We start from the raw sequence: 18,174 nt of genomic DNA, 5'->3' as shown, positions 1-18,174 counted from the left end.
CTCCTTGGATGCATGAAGGCATCCTAGGAAGGCCCCTTAGACGGACCAACGAATGTTTGCGCGCTTGCTTATACGCAGCCCGCAGACACAAGCATGGAAAGTGTCAGGCGTTACCGGACATGGCACGCACGCGCGCCGGCAGGGCGGCCACTTCGGGGTCGCTGGCCTGCGGTTTCAGGTCGCCCGCGCGCGCGGCCTGCAGCAGCCGCGTCAGCAGCCCCGGCTGGGGGGTGAGCACGCCGAAGTACAGCACCGTGTCGCCGCGCGCCACCAGCAGGGTGGGAAAGTTCTCGACGTCGATGTCCTCGACCACGTCGGCCTCGTCCTCGATGTCCACCCAGACGAAGCGCTCGCCGGGCGGGGCGCTGTCACGGGCGGCGTCGAAGATGGGGCGGTACTCCTTGCAGGTGCCGCACCAGGCGGCGCACAGGCAAGCGACGAGCAGGGGTTCGGAAGCTGGCATGGGAGGGAAGTGTGGCAGGGGACGCGGGCGCGGCGGACACGAAAAAGCGGCCCGAAGGCCGCTGTCTTGTCCTGAACCACCCGGGGGCGTCAGAAGGGGATGTCGTCGTCCATGTCGTCGAAGCCGGTGGCCGGGCGCTGGGGCGCGGGCGCCGGGCGCGGCGGGGCCGGACGCGGCGCCGCCGCACGCGGGGCCGGGGCGCCGCCGCCGTCCATGTCGTCGCCGCCGCGGGCCGGGGCGCGGCTGTAGCCGCCGCGGCCACCGCCGCCACCCATGCCCATGCCGCCACCGCCGCCCATGTCGTCGCCGCCCATGCCTTCACGGCCGCCCAGCAGCTGCATCTGCTCGGCCACGATGTCCACGGTGTTGCGCTCGATGCCGTCCTTGTCGGTGTACTTGCCGTACTTCAGGCGGCCCTCGACGTACACGGGGCGGCCCTTCTTGAGGTATTCGCCGGCGATCTCGGCCAGGCGTTCATAGAACGTGACGCGGTGCCACTGGGTGTCCTCGACCATCTCGCCGCTGTTGCGGTCCTTGCGGCGGCTGGAGGTGGCGACGGAGACGTTGCAGATCGCGGTGCCCTGGGGCGTGTAGCGCACCTCCGGGTCGCGCCCGCAGTTGCCGATGAGAATGACTTTGTTGACGCTGGCCATGGCCGCTCCTGGGCAGGAAATCTTCGGGGGAAGGGTGGAATTGTGCCGCATGGGGCCTTCCGCACGGGCCGGCGGGGGCTTCGCGCATACGCGCGTGGGCGCGCGCGAAGCCCCGGGTACCATCGCCGGCTCCCCCGCCCGCCATGCTGTCCTCCCCCGACTCCTCCCCCGCGCTGCAGGTGCTGCAGCAGGTCTTCGGCTACACCGCCTTCCGCGGCCCGCAGGCCGCCATCGTCGAGCACGTCGTGACCGGCGGCGACGCCCTGGTGCTCATGCCCACGGGCGGCGGCAAGAGCCTGTGCTACCAGGTGCCGGCCATCGTGCGGCACCGCCAGGGCCTGGGCGTGGCCGTGGTGGTGAGCCCGCTCATCGCGCTGATGCACGACCAGGTCGGCGCGCTCGAAGAAGCCGGCGTGCATGCCGCCTATCTCAACTCCACCCTGTCCAGCGAGCAGGCCCAGCAGGTGGAGCGCGAGCTGCGCAGCGGGCGCCTGGTGCTGCTCTACGTCGCCCCGGAGCGGCTGCTCACGCCGCGCATGCTGGCGATGCTCGACTCGCTGCACGAGCGCCAGTTGCTGAGCCTCTTCGCCATCGACGAGGCGCATTGCGTGAGCCAGTGGGGCCACGACTTCCGCGAGGAGTACCTGGGCCTGTCGGCGCTGCACGAGCGCTATCCCGGCGTGCCGCGCGTGGCGCTCACCGCCACGGCCGACGACCACACCCGGCGCGACATCGTCGAGCGGCTGCAGCTCGAAGAGGCCGCCGCCTTCGTCAGCAGCTTCGACCGCCCCAACATCCGCTACACCATCGTCGAGAAGGACAACCCGCGTGCGCAGCTGCTGCGGCTGATCCGCGACGAGCACGAGGGCGAGGCCGGGGTCGTCTACTGCCAGAGCCGGCGCAAGGTGGAGGAGACGGCGGCCTGGCTGGAGCAGCAGGGCGTGCGCGCGCTGCCCTACCACGCCGGGCTGGACGCCGACACGCGCCGGCGCCACCAGGACCGCTTCCTGCGCGAGGACGACCTGGTGATGGTGGCCACCATCGCCTTCGGCATGGGCATCGACAAGCCCGACGTGCGCTTCGTCGCGCACCTGGACCTGCCCAAGAACATCGAGGCCTACTACCAGGAGACCGGCCGCGCCGGGCGCGACGGCGAGGCGGCCGACGCCTGGATGGCCTACGGCCTGGCTGACGTGGTCAACCAGCGCCGCATGATCGACGAGAGCGACGCCGAGGAGGAGTTCAAGCGGCTGCAGCGCGCCAAGCTCGATGCGCTGCTGGCCCTGGCCGAGGCGCACGACTGCCGCCGCGTGCGGCTGCTGGCCTACTTCGGCGAGGCCAGCCGGCCCTGCGACAACTGCGACAACTGCCTCAATCCGCCGCGCACCTGGGACGCCACCGAGGCCGCGCGCAAGGCGCTGTCGTGCATCTACCGCTTCGGCCAGCATGGCGGCGGCTTCGGGCCCACGCGCTTCGGCGCGGGCCACCTCCTGGACGTGCTGCGCGGCAAGCGCACCGACAAGGTCGCGCAGTACGGGCACGAGAAGCTCTCCACCTTCGGCATCGGCGCGGACCTGTCGGAGGCGCAATGGCGCGGCGTGCTGCGCCAGCTCGTCGCGCTGGGCCATGTGCAGGCCGAAGGCGAGTTCAACACCCTGGCGCTGACGCCCAGCGCGCGCGCGGTGCTCAAGGGCGAGGTGCCGATCATCCTGCGCGAGCCGCGCGAACCCACCGCCCGGGTCCGCGGCTCGCGCACCGCGCGCGGCGAGCGGGGCGAGCGCGTGCCCGCCGCCGCCGCCACGCTGGACGCCGAGGGCCAGGAGCGCTTCGCGAAGCTCAAGGCCTGGCGCGCGGAGGTGGCGCGCGAGCATGGCCTGCCGGCCTACGTCATCTTCCACGATGCCACCTTGGCGCAGATGGCGGCCGAGTGTCCCGATTCGCTGCAGGCGCTGGGCCACATCAGCGGCGTGGGCGCCAAGAAGCTCGAAGCCTACGGGCGCGAGATCCTGCGCGTGCTGGGCGGCTGAGGCCGGGACGCTCCTGACGCAAGACCGGGCGGACCCGCAGAGGGTCGCTGCTTAGGTGATCGTGCAATGTTCACGCTCCGGGCGCGTGCGTAGCCTGCGTCGGCTGTCCGCAAGAGGAGAAGCTGATGCCCCAACAACGCACCGTCCGACTGTCCGCCGCCGCCGCGGCCCTGCTGTGCCTGCAGCTCGCGGCCCATGCCGGCGGACCCGGCCACGGCCACGGTCCCGACGACCGGTCCGTGCTGCCCAACCTGCCGCCCGCTGGCGTGGCCTCGCTCAGCCGCACGGAGTACCGCGCTACCAGCCCCGGGCCCGGCACCTCGGCCGCGACGCAGGACCTGCTCACCGCCGGCTGGGGCAAGACCGGCCTGGCCACGGGCGTGGCCGGCTACGCCGACGCCGCCAACCCCACGGCGCTGGAGCTGCGGCGCAACGCCATCCTCTCCAACTACCGCGGCCTGATCGACGTCACGGCCAACGGCGGCTACGGCCGGCTCTACGGCCCGAACATCGACCTCGACGGCCACGACACGCTGGGCGAGGGGCTGGTGCCCGGCGTCGAGTACCTGGGCGTGGTGGACGTGCCCGGCGGCAACCGGCGCGTCACCACCGCCGTGCAACTGCCCGACAGCTTCGACCCCGCCAAGCCCTGCATCGTCGTGGCGCCGTCCTCGGGCTCGCGCGGCGTCTACGGCGGCATCGGCACGGTGGCCGAGTGGGGCCTCAAGCGCGGCTGCGCGGTGGCATTGAGCGACGCCGGCAAGGGCATGGGCCTGCATGACCTCTCGGACGACAGCGTCCACCAGATCGACGGCACGCGCGACACCAGCCGCAACGCCGGCGCGCTGAGCCACTTCAGCGCGCGCATGGGCGAGGCGCAGCGCACCGCCTTCAATGCGCTCTACCCGAACCGCGTCGCGCTCAAGCACGCGCACGCCGAGACCCATTCCGAGCGCGACTGGGGCACCGACACCCTGGCCGCCGCGCGCTACGCGCTGTGGGTGCTCAACCAGGAGCACGGTCCCCGCCTGGGCCACAGTCACCTCAAGGGGCAGCACTTCAGGCCGGACAACACGCTGGTCATCGCCGCGTCGGTGTCCAACGGCGGCACGGCGGTGCTGCGCGCGGCCGAGGCCGACACCGAGGGCCTGATCGACGCCGTGGTCGCCGGCGAGCCCGGCGCCACGCCGCGCAGCACCCAGGGCTACGGCGTGCAGCAGGGCGGGGTGCCGGTGGCCTTCGGCAAGCCGCTGCTGGACTACTTCAGCTTCGCCAATCTCTACCAGCCCTGCGCGGCGCTGGCAGCCGAGGCCTCCATGGGCGGCGAGCTCTCCTTCCACAACTACATGACCCTCACGGGCATGAACCCGCGCGCGGCCAACCGCTGCGCCTCGCTGGCCCAGGCCGGCCTGGTCAACGGCGCCGACACCGCCGCCCAGGCGGCCGACGCGCTGGCCCGGCTGCGCGCCTACGGCTGGGGCCCCTACAACGACACCATGCACAACGCCCACTACGGCCTGGGCAACGCGGTGATCGTCACCAGCATGTACGCCAACGGCTACGGCCGCTTCTCGGTGCTGGACAACCTGTGCGGCGTGAGCTTTGCCGGTGTGGACGCCACCGGCGCGCCGGCGCCCATCCCGGCCGCGGCCAAGGCCGTGAGCTACGCCACGGGCAACGGCACGGCCAACGGCGTCCCGGCCACGGTGATCGTCAACGAGGCGGTGGGCGGCGCCCGGCGCTGGGACCTGGCCGTCTCGCCGGGCACCGCGCTGGCGGACCTGGGCTTCGAGGCCGCGCTGTGCCAGCGCGCGCTGGTCACCGGCACCGATCCGCGCACCGGCGTGCCGCTGACCGCGCGCAGCACCCCCACGCGCCAGCAGAGCGAGGCGGTGCGCCAGGGCATCCGCGAGGTGCTGGCCAGCGGCCACCTGCGCCACAAGCCGGCGCTGGTGATCGCCGGCCGCAGCGACGCGCTGCTGCCCGTCAACAACGCCGGCCGCGCCTACGCCGCCTTCAATCACGCGGTGGAGGGAGCGGCCAGCCGGCTGCGCTACATCGAGGTCAGCAACGGCCAGCACTTCGACGGCTTCCTGGGCCTGGCCGGCTTCGACACCCGCTACATCCCGCTGCATGTCTACTTCGTGGACGGCCTCAACGCGATGTACGCGCACCTGAGCGGCGGCGCGCCGCTGCCGGCCAGCCAGCTGGTGCGCACCACGCCGCGCGGCGGCACGCCGGGCGCGGCGCCGGCCCTCACGCGCGCGGCGCACCTGCTGCCCATCGCCACCGTGCCCGCGGCGGCCGACGCCATCACCTTCGACGGCAAGGTGCTGAACGTGCCGAACTGAGGCGGCGGGCAGGGCGCCCGGCGACGCAGCCGTCCGGGCGCCCTTCAAAGGCCCTCCACGGGTTCTCCCGCTTGGGGTCTTTGCCTAAGCGATCGCGCAACTGCCCCGGCTTCGAGGCGGCCCGTAGCCTGAGGCGCCTTTCGCGCACCGGTGCGGGCCCGCGACCCGCGCCGAAACGACCTCAAGGAGCTGCGATGTCCGTGAAACCCGTCCGTGTCCCGCGCCGCCTGCCGGCCGCCGCTGCCGCCGCCCTGGTGTGCCTGCCGTTGTCGGGATGCTGGCTCGATGATGACGATCCCGCGCCGCTGCCGCCGGTGGCGCAGCCCAAGAGCTGCGCCGAGCTCATCGGCATGACGGTGCCGGCAACGGCCATCGGCCTGCCCACCACCGGCGCCGTGGTCACCAGCACGCAAATCGTGCCGGCTGCGGGCAGCGGCGCCACCGCCGTGGGCGAGTACTGCAAGGTGCTCGGCGAGATCAACCCGGTCGATCCTGCCGCACCCAAGATCAAGTTCCAGCTCAACCTGCCGGCGGCCTGGAACAACAAGGCCATGATGTTCGGCGGCGGCGGCTACGACGGCACCATCGCCACCGGCCTGGGCAACGTGCCGGCCGGCCCCGCCGACCAGCCCGTGCCGCTGGGCCGCGGCTACGCCACCTTCGGCAGCGACTCCGGCCACCAGGCCGGCACCTTCGGCAGCCGCGACGGCTCCTTCGGCGCCAATGACGAGGCACTGCGCAACTTCGCCGGCAACGCGCTCAAGAAGACGCGCGACACGGTCATGGAGCTGATCAAGGCGCGCTATGCCGCCGCGCCCCAGCGCACCTACTTCGCCGGCGGCTCCACCGGCGGGCGCGAGGCGCTGCTGGCGGTGGGCAACTGGCCGCAAGACTTCGACGGCGCCATCGTGCTGTACCCGGCCTGGAATGCGGTCATGCTGGACCTGCACTTCGGCCGCATGACCCGCGCGCTGGCCCAGCCGGGCGCCTACCCCAGCCGCGAGAAGCGCAAGCTGCTCTTCGATGCCGCCTACGAGGCCTGCGACGGGCTCGACGACGTGGAGGACGGCCTCATCAGCAACGTGGCCGCGTGCGAGAGCTTCGACCCGGCCACGGCCACGCTCAAGGGCACGCCCCTGCGCTGCCCCGGCGGCGCCGATACCGGCGACACCTGCCTGTCGGACGCGCAGATCGCCGCCTTCAACGTGCTCAACTCGCCCACCGTGCTGAGCTACGCCCTGGCCAGCGGCGAAACCCGCTATCCCGGCTTCACCACCTGGGGCACCGACTTCGGCAACCCCGGCACCAGCGTGCTGCAGAACACCACGCTGACGCTGTCGCTGGGCACCACCCAGCCCGCGTCGCCGATGCCGCCCGTGGTGCCGACCACCACGCCGATCACCAGCCCGCCCTACGGCAGCACCTTCTGGGACCAGTGGGTCCGCTACTTCGTGACCCGCGACTCGAATTTCGACCCGTTGGCGCTGGACCCGCAGAACCCGGGCACGTGGCAGTCGCGCATCGTCGAGCTCAGCGGGGTCCAGGAGGTCACGCGCACCGATTTCTCCGCCTTCCAGGCCAAGGGCGGCAAGATCCTGATGGCCCATGGGGCGCACGACGCACTGGTGAGCAACCGCGCCACGCGCGACTTCGTCAGCCGCGTGCGCGCCACCATGGGAGAGCCCAAGGTCGCGGGCTTCCTGCGCTACTACGAGATCCCCGGCTACGGGCATTCGGTCGGCACCACGTTCAACGCCGCCTGGGACTCGCTGACCGCGCTGGAGAACTGGGTCGAGCGCGGCACCGCCCCGGTCAATCAGGTGGTGGCTGACACCGCGGGCGTCCCTGGCCGCACGCGACCGCTGTGCGAGTACCCGAGCTGGGCCCGCTACAACGGTGGTGACGTCAACGCCGCGGCCAGCTTCGGCTGCGTGACCCGGTAAGCGCGACGGGGCAGGCCGGCCGCTGCGGGCCGGCCTGCCTCAACGCAGCACCCGCACCACGGCGGTGGCGCTGTCGCCGTACTGGTTGGCGCCGTCCACGGCGCGGGCGAAGAACTGGGTGGGGTCCTGGGCGTCGGCGGGCAGCACGACCGTGAGCTGGTAGGGCGGCGCCGGCACGATGCCCAGCCGCACTGCGCCGCCGTTGGGCAGCAATTGATAGAAGGCGACGTAGTCCACGCCGTAGTCGTCGCGCGCGTCGGCCAGCAGCGTGAGCGTCTGCCCGGGCTGGGCCACGGTGGGCGCGACCACCAGGCTGACGGTCGGCGGGTCGTCATCGGGGCCAATGCCGATGTAGACGCCGCCGCCGCAGCCGGCCAGCAGCGCGGCGGCGAAGAGCACGCCGGCGCGGCGTCGGCGCCACCGGCTCAGGAAGTCGAGGTGCGAGCGGCCGGATTCAGTCGTGGTAGCGCACATGGACGTAGCCTCCGGGGGCAGGCTCCAAGCCCTCCGGCACGGGGCGTGCCGGCACGCGCCCGCGGCTGTGCTCGACCAGCCAGTCGTGCCAGGCCGGCCACCACGAGCCCTGGCGCGCTTCGGCGGCGTCCAGCCATTCGTCCGGACCGGTCCAGTGCGCGCCGTGCGCCATGCGCCGCTGCCGGTAGCGGCGCCGCGCGTGGCCGGGCTCGGAGACGATGCCGGCGTTGTGGCCGCCGTTGGTAAGCACGAAGGTGAGCTCGGTGTGCACCAGCCGGTGCAGCTGGTACACCGAGCGCCAGGGCGAAACGTGGTCCAGCTCGGTGGCGACGCAGAAGACGGGCTGGCGGATGTCGCCCAGCGACACCGGCCGGCCCTCCACCGGGTACTCGCCGTGCGCGAGCTGGTTGTGCAGGTGGCAGCGGCGCAGGTACTGGCTGTGCATCGCCGCGGGCATGCGCGTGACGTCGGCGTTCCAGGCCATGAGGTCGTTGGGCTGCATGCGCTCGCCCAGCCAGAACTCGCGCATGCGGGTGGACCAGATCAGCTCGCGCGAGCGCAGGAACTGGAAGGTCTCGGCCATCTGCCGCCCGGTGAGGAAGCCGCGCTCGGACATGATGTCCTCCAGCAGCTCCACCTGCGACTCGTCGATGAGCACGCCCAGCTCGCCCGGCATGGTGAAGTCGGTCTGCGCCGCCAGCAGCGTCACGCCGGCCAGCTTGGGCAGTTGCGCCGCGCGCTCGACCTGGCCCGGCCGCGCCAGCGCCGCCGCGGCGATGGACAGCAGCGTGCCGCCCAGGCAGTAGCCGCAGGCCTGCACCGGTTGGTCCGGGATCAGCCGGGCGATGGCGGCCAGCGGGTCGAGGACGCCCAGCTCCAGGTAGTCGTCCAGGCTCAGCCGCGCGTCGTTCTCGTCCGGGTTGCGCCAGGACAGGATGAACACCGTGTGCCCCTGGCCCGTGAGCCACTTCACCAGCGAGTTGTGCGGCGAGAGGTCCAGGATGTAGTACTTCATGATCCAGGACGGGACGATGAACACCGGCTCGGCCTGCACCTCCTCGGTGGTGGGCGCGTACTGAATCAGTTCCACCAGGTGGTTGCGGTGCACCACCTGGCCCGGTGTGAGCGCCAGGTCCACGCCCGGCAGGTAGGGGTGCTCGGGCGGCGTCAGCGGCTCCAGGCCGTGGCGACGGCGCCAGCTGTCGAGCCGGTTGAGCGCTCCTTCCACCAGGTTGGCGCCCTGGCGCTCGGCGGTGCGGCGCAGCACCTCGGGGTTGGTGAAGAAGCTGTTGCTGGGCGAGAGCATGTCCAGCCACTGCTGGGCGAAGAAGCGCAATACCTGGGTGTGGTGCGCCGTCATGCCGCGCAGCTGGCTGGCGTCCTGCCACCAGTGCTGCGCCGCCTGGTGCGAGCGAGCCAGCGGCGCGAAGGGCCACTGGTGCCAGGCCGGGTCGCGAAAGCGCGGGTCCTCGGCCAGCGGGCCGCTGCAGTTGCCGCTGGCGCAGTCCGCCAGCGCCTCCAGCGCATGCTGCTGGGCCGACAGTGCCAGCCGCCCGGTGTTGGCCGGCTGCGTCGCCAGGTGCCAGCCCCAGTCCGCCAGCGCCAGGCCCAGCGAGATCGGCGATAGCCCGCCCGAGACCGAGGCCGCGCCGGCATGCAGCACGCGGTCCATCGCGCGCGCCGCCTGCCGGGCGTCCGGCGTGTCGGCCACCGCCGGGTTGTCCGGTTCCGGCAGCGCCGGGGGCTCCTGGGGTGGGGTCACCACGGTCGCTTGCGGCAGGGCGACGGTGGTGGGAGTGACCGAGTCAGCGAAGCGCCGCAGGGTGTCGTCGTTCATGCAAGGCACGTATACCCCAGTGCCGCCGTCCCGCCATCGGGGGAATCGCCTTGGCCCGAGAGGGGGTTGACGCCTCCGGGCACGCGCACCCCATGCCGGGACATGCGCCGCGGGCGCTGGCTATGATGGCCGGTTGACCCGAGCTGAGTAGAAACCCTTGAATCACGAGACGCCTGCGATCCGCGTGCGCGGCGCACGCACGCACAACCTCAAGAACATCGACCTGGACCTGCCGCGGCAGGCGCTGGTCGTCATCACCGGCCTGAGCGGCTCCGGCAAGAGCTCGCTGGCCTTCGACACGCTCTACGCCGAGGGCCAGCGCCGCTACGTGGAGAGCCTGTCGGCCTATGCGCGGCAGTTCCTGCAGCTGATGGACAAGCCCGACGTGGACGTGATCGAGGGCCTCTCGCCCGCGATCTCCATCGAGCAGAAGGCCACCAGCCACAACCCGCGCTCCACCGTCGGCACCGTCACCGAGATCCACGACTACCTGCGCCTGCTCTACGCGCGCGCGGGCACGCCGTTCTGCCCGCAGCACGCGCTGCCGCTGCAGGCGCAGAGCGTGGCGCAGATGGTGGACGCGGTGCTGGCGCGGCCCGAGGACACCAAGCTGATGCTGCTGGCCCCCGTGGCGCGCGGCCGGCCCGGCGACTTCGGCCCGGTGCTGGCCGACCTGCAGGCCCAGGGCTACGTGCGCTTTCGCATCGACGGCAGCGTGCACGACATCGACAGCCTGCCCGCCGCGGCCGAGCGCGGGCATGACATCGACGTGGTGGTGGACCGCGTCAAGGTGCGTCGCGACGAGGACGCCGGCGGCGCCGGCATGCGCCAGCGCCTGGCCGAGAGCTTCGAGACCTGCCTGCGCCTGGGCGGCGGACGCGCGCTGACGCTGGAGATGGACGGCGGCGCCGAGACGCCCTTCAGCAGCCGCTTCGCCTGCCCGCACTGCGACTACTCGCTCACCGAGCTGGAGCCGCGCCTGTTCTCCTTCAACTCGCCCACCGGCGCCTGCCCGTCCTGCGACGGCCTGGGCCACGTGACGGTGTTCGACCCGGAGCGGGTGGTGGCCTTCCCGTCGCTGAGCCTGGCCAGTGGCGCCGTCAAGGGCTGGGACCGCCGCAACAGCTACACCTACGGGCTGCTGGAGGCGGTGGCCAAGCACTACGGCTTCGACCTGGAGCAGCCCTTCGAGGAGCTGGACCCGACCTACCGCCACGTGCTGCTGCACGGCTCGGGCCCCGAGGAGATCGAATTCACTTACGAGGCCGAGGGCGCGCGCGGCAAGTCGCGCTCGGTCAAGCGCGCGCATCCCTTCGAGGGCATCCTGCCCCACCTCACGCGCCGCCTGCGCGAGACGGATTCCGCCGCGGTGCGCGAGGAACTGATGCGCATGCAGCACCAGCAGTCCTGCCCCGAGTGCCGCGGCACGCGGCTGCGGCGCGAGGCACGCCACGTGTTCCTGCACGCCGCCAACGCCGCGCCGGGCGAGACGGGCCGGTCCATCTACGAGGTCGAACACGCCACGCTGGCCGAGGCGCTGGCCTATTTCGAGGGCCTGCACCTGCGCGGCGCCAAGGAGGCCATCGCCGGCAAGATCGTCAGCGAGATCCGCGCCCGGCTGCGCTTCCTCAACGACGTGGGCCTGAACTACCTGAGCCTGGACCGCAGCGCCGACACGCTTTCCGGCGGCGAGGCGCAGCGCATCCGGCTGGCCAGCCAGATCGGCAGCGGCCTCACCGGCGTGATGTACGTGCTCGACGAGCCCAGCATCGGGCTGCACCAGCGCGACAACGAGCGCCTGATCGGCACGCTGCAGCACCTGCGCGACCTGGGCAACTCGGTGCTGGTGGTCGAGCACGACGAGGACATGATCCGCGCCGCCGATCACGTGGTGGACATGGGCAAGGGAGCCGGCGTGCACGGCGGCCATGTCATCGCGCAGGGCACGCCGCAGGAGGTGATCGCCCATCCCGAGTCGCTGACCGGCGGCTACCTGGGCGGTCGCCTGCGCATCGAGGTGCCCAAGCAAAGGCGCCCGTGGGAGCCGGGCACGGGGCTTCGCATCGTCAATGCCACGGGCCACAACCTCAAGGGCGTGAGCGTGGAGATCCCGGTGGGGCTGCTGACCTGCGTCACCGGCGTGTCGGGCTCGGGCAAGAGCACGCTGGTCAACGACACGCTGTACGCGGCAGTGGCGCGCAAGCTCTACAACAGCAACCTGGAGCCGGCACCGCACGAGGCGATCGAGGGGCTGGAGGCCTTCGACAAGGTCATCAACGTGGACCAGAGCCCCATCGGCCGCACGCCGCGCTCCAACCCGGCGACCTACACCGGGCTGTTCACGCCGATCCGCGAGCTGTTCGCCGAGGTGCCGGCGGCGCGCGAGCGCGGCTACGGGGCGGGGCGCTTCAGCTTCAACGTCTCGGGCGGGCGCTGCGAGGCCTGCCAGGGTGACGGCGTGCTGAAGGTGGAGATGCACTTCCTGCCCGACGTGTACGTGCCCTGCGACGTCTGCCACGGCGCGCGCTACAACCGCGAGACGCTGGAGATCCTCTACAAGGGCCGCAACATCACGCAGGTGCTGGGTATGACGGTGGAGGAGGCGGCCGAGTTCTTCTCCGCCGTACCGGCCATTTCCCGCAAGCTGCAGACGCTGCTGGACGTGGGCCTGGGCTACATCACGCTGGGCCAGAGCGCCACGACGCTGTCGGGCGGCGAGGCGCAGCGGGTGAAGCTGGCCTTGGAGCTCTCCAAACGCGACACCGGGCGCACGCTCTACATCCTGGACGAGCCGACCACGGGCCTGCACTTCGCCGACATCGAGCTGCTGCTGCGCGTGCTGCACCAGCTGCGCGACGCGGGCAACACCATCGTGGTGATCGAACACAACCTGGACGTGATCAAGACCGCCGACTGGCTCATCGACATGGGCCCCGAAGGCGGCTCCGGCGGCGGGCGGGTGCTGCTGGCCGGCACGCCGGAAGAGCTGGCGGCGTGCAAGGAGAGCCACACGGGGCGGTTCCTGGCGCCGCTGTTGCAGCGGGGGTGAGAAGGCTGCAGGACAGGGCGGGCCAGATTGTTTCCTGCAGGTTGACGTTCAGCTCAATGGATGTCAGTCGGCAGGGCGAATGTCGCGTCTCTGTTGACGATCTCTGCCCAGCCGGGTCCGAAGGCTGATCCGGCCCGTTTCCCTTCTCTCTTTTCGCCTGTTCCTCCAGCCCGCGCCACAGGCAAGCGCATCCATCGGCCGGGGCAAGGCAGGTATGGGGTGGATGTGGCCTTCAGCCCAAGGCCGCAGTTCGGGCCGCCACGCCGCAGTTGCCTTGAGTTGATCTACAGGTGTGAAGAGATGTAAGGCGCTGGGTTAGAGTGCGGCCCCCGCGCGGTGCGATCCGGCGCATGGATGTCCGCTTTTTTTCCATGGGGCGGGCTGCGGGCCGCGGCGGCCGTTTCCTGATGTTGCGGCCCCAAGCGCCCAGCCGGGATAGGGACGCGGGGGATGGGCTATGGTGCCGGTCCCTGTGGCCCCGGACGGTTGTTTGCCCATGAGCCTTGCCATCGATTACTACTTCGCTCCGAACTCGCCGTGGGCCTACCTGGGCCACCAGCGCTTCCGCGACATCGCGCGCCAGCATGGCGCCGAGGTGCGCGTGCTGCCGGTGGACCTGGGCGGGCGCGTGTTCCCGCTCACCGGCGGGCTGCCGCTGGCCAAGCGCGCACCGCAGCGCCAGGCGTACCGGTTGCTGGAATTGCGGCGCTGGAGCGAGTGGCTCGACGCCCCGCTCAACCCTACGCCGCGCTACTTCCCGGTCAATGGCGACGACGCGGCGCGACTGATCATCGCCGTGGACCTGCAGGACGGCACGGAGGCCGCGATGGCACTGGCCGGCGCGGTGATGCGTGCGCTGTGGGTGGACGAGAGGAACATCGCCGACGAAGCGACACTGGCCGAACTGCTCAAGGCCCAGGGCCTGCAGCTGTCCCGGCTCGACGACGCCCACACCCAGCGCGTGCACCTGCGCTACGAGGAGGACTCGCAGCGCGCCATCGACGCAGGCGTGTTCGGCGCGCCCAGCTACGTCATCGACGGCGAGATCTTCTGGGGGCAGGACCGGCTCGACTTCGTCGAGCGCCGACTACAACGACACAAGGAGATTTGAAGGATGTCCATGCAACTGCAGGCGGCCGACGGCCACCGCTTCGACGCCTTCGTGGCGACACCACAGGGCACGCCGCGCGGCGCGCTGGTGGTGCTGCAGGAGATCTTCGGCGTCAACTCGCACATCCGCGCCGTCGCGCATGGCTACGCCGACGAGGGCTACGTGGCCATCGCGCCGGCGCTGTTCGAGCGGCTGCAGCCCGGCGTGGAGCTGGGCTACACCGAGGACGACGTCAAGCGCGGGCGCGAGCTCAAGGCGGCCGCGATGGCCCAGCCGGAGCGGGTGCTGCAGGACATCGCCGCGGCCATTGCCGAGGGCGCGCAGCACGGCAAGGTGGGCATCGTCGGCTACTGCTGGGGCGGGCTGCTGACGTGGCTGTCGGCCTGCAGGCTCGACGGGCTTTCGGCCGCGATCAGCTACTACGGCGCGGGCATCCCGGACCAGGCGACGCTCAAGCCGCGCTGCCCGGTGCTCATGCACTTCGGCGAGCGCGACTCGCTCATCCCTCTGGACCGCGTGGAGGCTTTCCAGTGGTCGCGGCCGGAAGTGGAGGTGCACGTGTACCCGGCCGACCACGGCTTCAACTGCGACCAGCGCGCAGCCTTCGAACCCCAGAGCGCGGCGCTGGCCCGCCGGCGCTCGCTGGACTTCCTGCAGCGGCATGTCGGCTGATCCCCACGCAACCCCCGCCGGCGGCGCGGGCGAGCGGCCGCCGCGGCGCGTGCTCTACATCGAGGACGAGCCGCTGAACGTGCTGCTGATGACGGAGATGTTCCGCGGCCACGAGGGCTGGGTGCTGCAGGTGGAGCGCGACGGCGCCTCGGGCCTGCGCGCCGCGCGCGAGGATGCGCCGGAGCTGCTGCTCATCGACATGAACCTGCCCGACATGAACGGGCTGGAGATCATCGCCCGGCTGCGCGCCGACCCGGCCACGGCCAAGCTGCCGTGCATCGCGCTGTCGGCCGACGCGCTGCCCGAGCAGGCGCGCGTGGCGCGCCAGGCCGGCTTCGACGACTACTGGACCAAGCCGATTTCCATCGCGCAGATGTGGACCTCGCTGGCGCAGTGGCTGCCTTGAGGCGCGCCGCCGGCTAAGGCCGCCGGCGGCTTCAGCTCATCTGGCTCTGCAGGTAGTTCTGCAGGCCCAGCGCCTGTACCAGCCGCAGCTGCTGCTCCAGCCAGTGCGCGTGATCTTCCTCGGTGTCCTCCAGCATCGGCAGCAGCAGGTCGCGCGTGACGTAGTCGCGCTCGCGCTCGCACAGCGCGATCACCTCGCGCAGGTGCCGGATCACCGAATGCTCGACCGCCAAGTCGCTGGCCAAGATGCCGGGCACGTCCTCGCCCACGTTCAGCGGCCCGGGCACCATGTGGGGCCGCCCGCCCAGCATCAGGATGCGCTTGATCAGCGCGTCGGCATGGCCGGTCTCGTCCTCCATCTCGTGCGCCAGGCGCGCGGCCAGCCGGTCGTAGCCCCAGTCCTGCAGCATGCGGGCATGGATGAAGTACTGGTCGCGGGCGGCGAGCTCGCCGGCAAGCAGCGCGTTGAGGGCATCGAGAACGGCGGGATGGCCTTGCATGACAGACGAAAGAGATTGCAAACGCATCATCATGCCTGCCGCCCAGGCCCGCTGCCGCATGCCGGCACCGGTGCGGCGCGAGGCCCAGGCTGGTTGCGGTGGCATCTCACGAAGGGACGGACCGCTGGGGGCCCGGAGCCGGCATCACCGCCCGTGAGCCCTGTGGCCCGATCACGCGGGCATTGAAAAAGCCGGCACGGGGCCGGCTTTGTGTGGAGGCGCGGGCGCAAGGCCCGGGCGATCACTTCAGGTGCTCGTTGATGAGCTTGGTCATCTCGAACATCGACACCTGGGGCTTCTTGAAGATTTCCTTCAGCTTGGCGTCGGCGTTGATCATGCGCTTGTTGGACTCATCCTGGAGCTTGTTGGCCTTGATGTAGTCCCACACCTTCTTGGTGACCTCGGTGCGCGGCATCGGCTTGTCGCCAATGACGGCCGCGAGTTGGGCGCTGGGCTTCATTTCCTTCATGAACGCGGCGTTGGGGCTGCGCTTGCCCTCGGCGCCGGCCTGGTCGGCCTTCTTGGCGGCCGGGGCCTTCTTTGCCGCGGCCGTCTTGGACGCGGCTTTCTTTGCAGTTGCCATTTGGATTCTCTCCATCAATTACTGAGTTGATGTGCCGGGTGGGGCGAAGGCTGCATGAACCCTCTTTTCTCTGCGGCACCCTGCGGGGCAAATGGTACTGCGCCCCCAGGGGAGTGAGAAGCCAAAGCAGGCGTTTTCCCTCTGAGAAACCGCTTTCTCAGGCCTCGGTGGAAGCCCGAAACGGGGTTTTGTCGCACTCCCGCATCAAAACAGCAGGCCGGGCGACTTAATTGCGGCGGGAACCGGCCAGGAAATGCGGCGCGCTCAGGGCGCCTCGTCCAGCAATTCACGGCCGATGTCGGCCACGCAGCGGCAGCCGCACAGGGCCATGGCGATCTCGAGCTCGTCGCGCACCAGACGCAGCACATGCGCCACGCCCAGCGCCCCGGCCGTGGCCAGGCCATGCAGCACCGGGCGGCCCAGCAGCACCGCCTGCGCGCCCAGCGCCAGGGCCTTGAGCACGTCGGTGCCGCGGCGGATGCCCCCATCGACCAGCAGCGGCAACGCGCCGCCCAGCGCGTCGGCGATGCGCGGCAGCGCGCGTGCGGTGCTCACGGCGGTGTCGAGCGTGCGCCCGCCATGGTTGGAGACGATCAGCCCCGCCACGCCCAGGGCCAGCGCTTGGCGCGCGTCGGCCGGATGCAGCACGCCCTTGAGCAGCAGCGGCAGCCGCGTGGCGGACAGCAGCCAGGCCACGTCTTCCCAGGTCGGTGCCTGCGCGACGACCTGGGCGAAGAAGTCACCCGGCGCCGCTTGCGCCGGCCGCGGCCGCAGGTTGACCGCCGACACGCCCGGCGGCAGCTGGAAGCCGGCGCGGCGCTCGCGGTCGCGTGCGCCGGAGGTCGGCGCATCGACGGTGAGCACCAGCGCCTCGAAGCCCGCGGCCTCGGCGCGCTCAACGAGCTCCAGCGTGTGGCCGCGATCGGGTTGCAGGTAAAGCTGGAACCACAGCGGGCCGCGATCGGCCTCGTCGCGCACCAGCGCGGCGACGTCCTCCAGGCGCTGGCTGGCCTGGGCGCTGAGCACCAGGCCCGCGCCCTGCGCGGCGGCGGCCAGCGCGGTGGCGGCCTCGCCGTCGGGATGGGCCAGGCGCTGGAAGGCCATGGGCGCCACCAGCAGCGGGCTCTGCAATCGCCGCCCCAGCAACTCGATGCCCGCGGAACCACCGGCCAGTGACCTCAGCACGCGCGGCAGCAGCCGCAGCGCGTCCCAGGCCTCGCGGTTGGCGCGCAGCGTGATCTCGTCGCCCGCGCCGCCGCACAGGTAGGCCCAGGCGGCAGGGTCCATGCGCTCGCGCGCATGCGGCTCGTAGTCGGCCGCGCCGGCGATGCCGGCCGGAATGCGCGGCGGCGCGGAGGCTTGGAGGCTGCTCATCGCGTCCTCAGGTGTCGGCCCACATGCGCAGCAGGTTGTGGTACGTGCCCGTGAGCGCCACGGCCTCGGGCGTCTCGCCCTCGCGTTCGCGCAGCCGCATCAGGTTCATGTCCAGGTCGAACAGCAGCCGGCGCTGCTCGTCGCTGCGCACCATGCTCTCGACCCAGAAGAAGCTTGCCAGCCGGTGGCCGCGCGTCACCGGCGCCACGCCGTGCACGCTGGTGCCGGGGTAGAGCACCATGTCGCCGGCCGGCAGCTTCACGCGCTGGCTGCCGTAGGTGTCGTCAATGACCAGTTCGCCGCCCTCGTACTCCTCGGGCTCGGCGAAGAACAGCGTGCAGGAGATGTCGGTGCGCACGCGCACGCCTGGCTGCGCGGTGTGGCGCACGGCCATGTCCACATGCGGCCCGTAGGTGTTGGCCGCGCCGCCGTAGCGATTGAACATGGGCGGAAAGATGCGCTTGGGCAGCGCGGCCGAGAAGAACAGCGGGTGGCGCTCCAGCGCGCGCAGCACGAGGGCCTGCAGCGCCTGCGCCGGCTCGCAGCGGGCGGGCAGCTGCTCGTTGCTCTTGACGACGGCCGACTGTGCGCCCGCGGTGGCGCGGCCGTCGCTCCAGGGCGCATCGCGCAGGATCTCGCGGCACTGCCGCAGCTCGTCGGGCGAGAGGACTTCGGGAACGTGGATGAGCATGGCCCGTGCGGGAGGATGGTATGGAAGGCGCGCGGCGGCCG

General features: G+C 71.5%; 15 protein-coding genes. 7 read left to right on the top strand and 8 right to left on the bottom strand.

The genetic code is table 11. The features are described 5' to 3' along the window. Positions 1-103: 103 nt before the first annotated feature. Both HHL10_RS15275 and ssb read right to left on the bottom strand, forming a co-directional pair. On the bottom strand, positions 104-463 hold the full coding sequence (locus HHL10_RS15275) for a thioredoxin family protein (protein ID WP_169161236.1): 360 nt from the start codon (positions 461-463) through the stop codon (positions 104-106). A gap of 89 nt (positions 464-552) precedes the next feature. Next, positions 553-1,116 carry a single-stranded DNA-binding protein gene (gene ssb, locus HHL10_RS15270; protein ID WP_169161235.1) on the bottom strand — a complete coding sequence of 188 codons (564 nt, stop codon included), beginning with the start codon at positions 1,114-1,116 and terminating at the stop codon, positions 553-555. Between the two features lie 143 nt (positions 1,117-1,259). Between ssb and recQ the strand changes: the two genes are divergently transcribed. From recQ to HHL10_RS15255, 3 genes are all read left to right on the top strand, one after another. Then, positions 1,260-3,143, top strand: coding sequence for a DNA helicase RecQ (gene recQ / locus HHL10_RS15265; RefSeq protein WP_169161234.1), 1,884 nt, complete (start codon positions 1,260-1,262; stop codon positions 3,141-3,143). A gap of 125 nt (positions 3,144-3,268) precedes the next feature. Further along, the gene (locus HHL10_RS15260) at positions 3,269-5,494 is read left to right on the top strand and encodes a 3-hydroxybutyrate oligomer hydrolase family protein (protein WP_169161233.1); all 2,226 of its coding nucleotides are present in this window, start codon (positions 3,269-3,271) and stop codon (positions 5,492-5,494) included. A 194-nt stretch (positions 5,495-5,688) separates the two neighbouring features. Further along, the gene (locus tag HHL10_RS15255) at positions 5,689-7,437 is read left to right on the top strand and encodes a tannase/feruloyl esterase family alpha/beta hydrolase (RefSeq protein WP_169161232.1); all 1,749 of its coding nucleotides are present in this window, start codon (positions 5,689-5,691) and stop codon (positions 7,435-7,437) included. A gap of 39 nt (positions 7,438-7,476) precedes the next feature. Here HHL10_RS15255 and HHL10_RS15250 read toward each other — a convergent pair whose 3' ends face one another. Together HHL10_RS15250 and HHL10_RS15245 are read right to left on the bottom strand one after the other, a co-directional pair. Next, complete coding sequence (locus HHL10_RS15250) at positions 7,477-7,911, bottom strand: hypothetical protein (RefSeq protein WP_169161231.1); 435 nt, start codon at positions 7,909-7,911, stop codon at positions 7,477-7,479. Continuing rightward, entirely contained in the window at positions 7,892-9,748 is a 1,857-nt protein-coding gene (locus HHL10_RS15245; RefSeq protein WP_235971497.1) for a PHA/PHB synthase family protein, read from the bottom strand. Before HHL10_RS15245 ends, HHL10_RS15250 begins: the two co-directional genes overlap by 20 nt. Before the next feature lie 157 nt (positions 9,749-9,905). Between HHL10_RS15245 and uvrA the strand changes: the two genes are divergently transcribed. From uvrA to HHL10_RS15225, 4 genes are all read left to right on the top strand, one after another. Beyond that, on the top strand, positions 9,906-12,797 hold the full coding sequence (gene uvrA / locus HHL10_RS15240) for an excinuclease ABC subunit UvrA (protein WP_205833051.1): 2,892 nt from the start codon (positions 9,906-9,908) through the stop codon (positions 12,795-12,797). A gap of 496 nt (positions 12,798-13,293) precedes the next feature. Then, positions 13,294-13,908, top strand: coding sequence for a 2-hydroxychromene-2-carboxylate isomerase (locus HHL10_RS15235; RefSeq protein ID WP_169161230.1), 615 nt, complete (start codon positions 13,294-13,296; stop codon positions 13,906-13,908). Between the two features lie 3 nt (positions 13,909-13,911). Next, the gene (locus HHL10_RS15230; protein WP_169161229.1) at positions 13,912-14,580 is read left to right on the top strand and encodes a dienelactone hydrolase family protein; all 669 of its coding nucleotides are present in this window, start codon (positions 13,912-13,914) and stop codon (positions 14,578-14,580) included. Beyond that, positions 14,570-14,986, top strand: a complete 417-nt coding sequence (locus HHL10_RS15225) for a response regulator (RefSeq protein ID WP_169161228.1) — start codon at positions 14,570-14,572, stop codon at positions 14,984-14,986. The genes HHL10_RS15230 and HHL10_RS15225 overlap by 11 nt, the downstream gene beginning before the upstream one ends. 31 nt (positions 14,987-15,017) lie before the next feature. Here HHL10_RS15225 and bfr read toward each other — a convergent pair whose 3' ends face one another. From bfr to HHL10_RS15205, 4 genes are all read right to left on the bottom strand, one after another. After that, positions 15,018-15,485, bottom strand: coding sequence for a bacterioferritin (gene bfr / locus HHL10_RS15220; protein ID WP_169161227.1), 468 nt, complete (start codon positions 15,483-15,485; stop codon positions 15,018-15,020). A gap of 241 nt (positions 15,486-15,726) precedes the next feature. Then, positions 15,727-16,068: an SWIB/MDM2 domain-containing protein gene (locus HHL10_RS15215; protein ID WP_169161226.1), complete on the bottom strand. Its 342-nt coding sequence runs from the start codon at positions 16,066-16,068 to the stop codon at positions 15,727-15,729. 264 nt (positions 16,069-16,332) lie between these two features. Continuing rightward, positions 16,333-17,442, bottom strand: coding sequence for an alpha-hydroxy acid oxidase (locus tag HHL10_RS15210; protein WP_169161225.1), 1,110 nt, complete (start codon positions 17,440-17,442; stop codon positions 16,333-16,335). Positions 17,443-17,449: 7 nt separating this feature from the next. Next, positions 17,450-18,133 carry a Fe2+-dependent dioxygenase gene (locus HHL10_RS15205; RefSeq protein ID WP_169161224.1) on the bottom strand — a complete coding sequence of 228 codons (684 nt, stop codon included), beginning with the start codon at positions 18,131-18,133 and terminating at the stop codon, positions 17,450-17,452. Between the last annotated feature and the right edge of the window lie 41 nt (positions 18,134-18,174).

The organism is Azohydromonas caseinilytica (assembly GCF_012927045.1).
GTDB lineage: Bacteria > Pseudomonadota > Gammaproteobacteria > Burkholderiales > Burkholderiaceae_C > Azohydromonas > Azohydromonas caseinilytica.
The sequence above is the reverse complement of the archived record's forward strand: the minus strand, read 5'-3'. Positions and strand labels throughout refer to the sequence as shown.

Bases quoted from the DNA above. Each gene is read 5' to 3' on its own strand.
- HHL10_RS15275 (WP_169161236.1), bottom strand. From the start codon at position 463: ATGCCAGCTTCCGAACCCCTGCTCGTCGCTTGCCTGTGCGCCGCCTGG.
- ssb (WP_169161235.1), bottom strand. From the start codon at position 1,116: ATGGCCAGCGTCAACAAAGTCATTCTCATCGGCAACTGCGGGCGCGAC.
- recQ (WP_169161234.1), top strand. From the start codon at position 1,260: ATGCTGTCCTCCCCCGACTCCTCCCCCGCGCTGCAGGTGCTGCAGCAG.
- HHL10_RS15260 (WP_169161233.1), top strand. From the start codon at position 3,269: ATGCCCCAACAACGCACCGTCCGACTGTCCGCCGCCGCCGCGGCCCTG.
- HHL10_RS15255 (WP_169161232.1), top strand. From the start codon at position 5,689: ATGTCCGTGAAACCCGTCCGTGTCCCGCGCCGCCTGCCGGCCGCCGCT.
- HHL10_RS15250 (WP_169161231.1), bottom strand. From the start codon at position 7,911: ATGTGCGCTACCACGACTGAATCCGGCCGCTCGCACCTCGACTTCCTG.
- HHL10_RS15245 (WP_235971497.1), bottom strand. From the start codon at position 9,748: ATGAACGACGACACCCTGCGGCGCTTCGCTGACTCGGTCACTCCCACC.
- HHL10_RS15235 (WP_169161230.1), top strand. From the start codon at position 13,294: ATGAGCCTTGCCATCGATTACTACTTCGCTCCGAACTCGCCGTGGGCC.
- HHL10_RS15230 (WP_169161229.1), top strand. From the start codon at position 13,912: ATGTCCATGCAACTGCAGGCGGCCGACGGCCACCGCTTCGACGCCTTC.
- HHL10_RS15225 (WP_169161228.1), top strand. From the start codon at position 14,570: ATGTCGGCTGATCCCCACGCAACCCCCGCCGGCGGCGCGGGCGAGCGG.
- bfr (WP_169161227.1), bottom strand. From the start codon at position 15,485: ATGCAAGGCCATCCCGCCGTTCTCGATGCCCTCAACGCGCTGCTTGCC.
- HHL10_RS15215 (WP_169161226.1), bottom strand. From the start codon at position 16,068: ATGGCAACTGCAAAGAAAGCCGCGTCCAAGACGGCCGCGGCAAAGAAG.
- HHL10_RS15210 (WP_169161225.1), bottom strand. From the start codon at position 17,442: ATGAGCAGCCTCCAAGCCTCCGCGCCGCCGCGCATTCCGGCCGGCATC.
- HHL10_RS15205 (WP_169161224.1), bottom strand. From the start codon at position 18,133: ATGCTCATCCACGTTCCCGAAGTCCTCTCGCCCGACGAGCTGCGGCAG.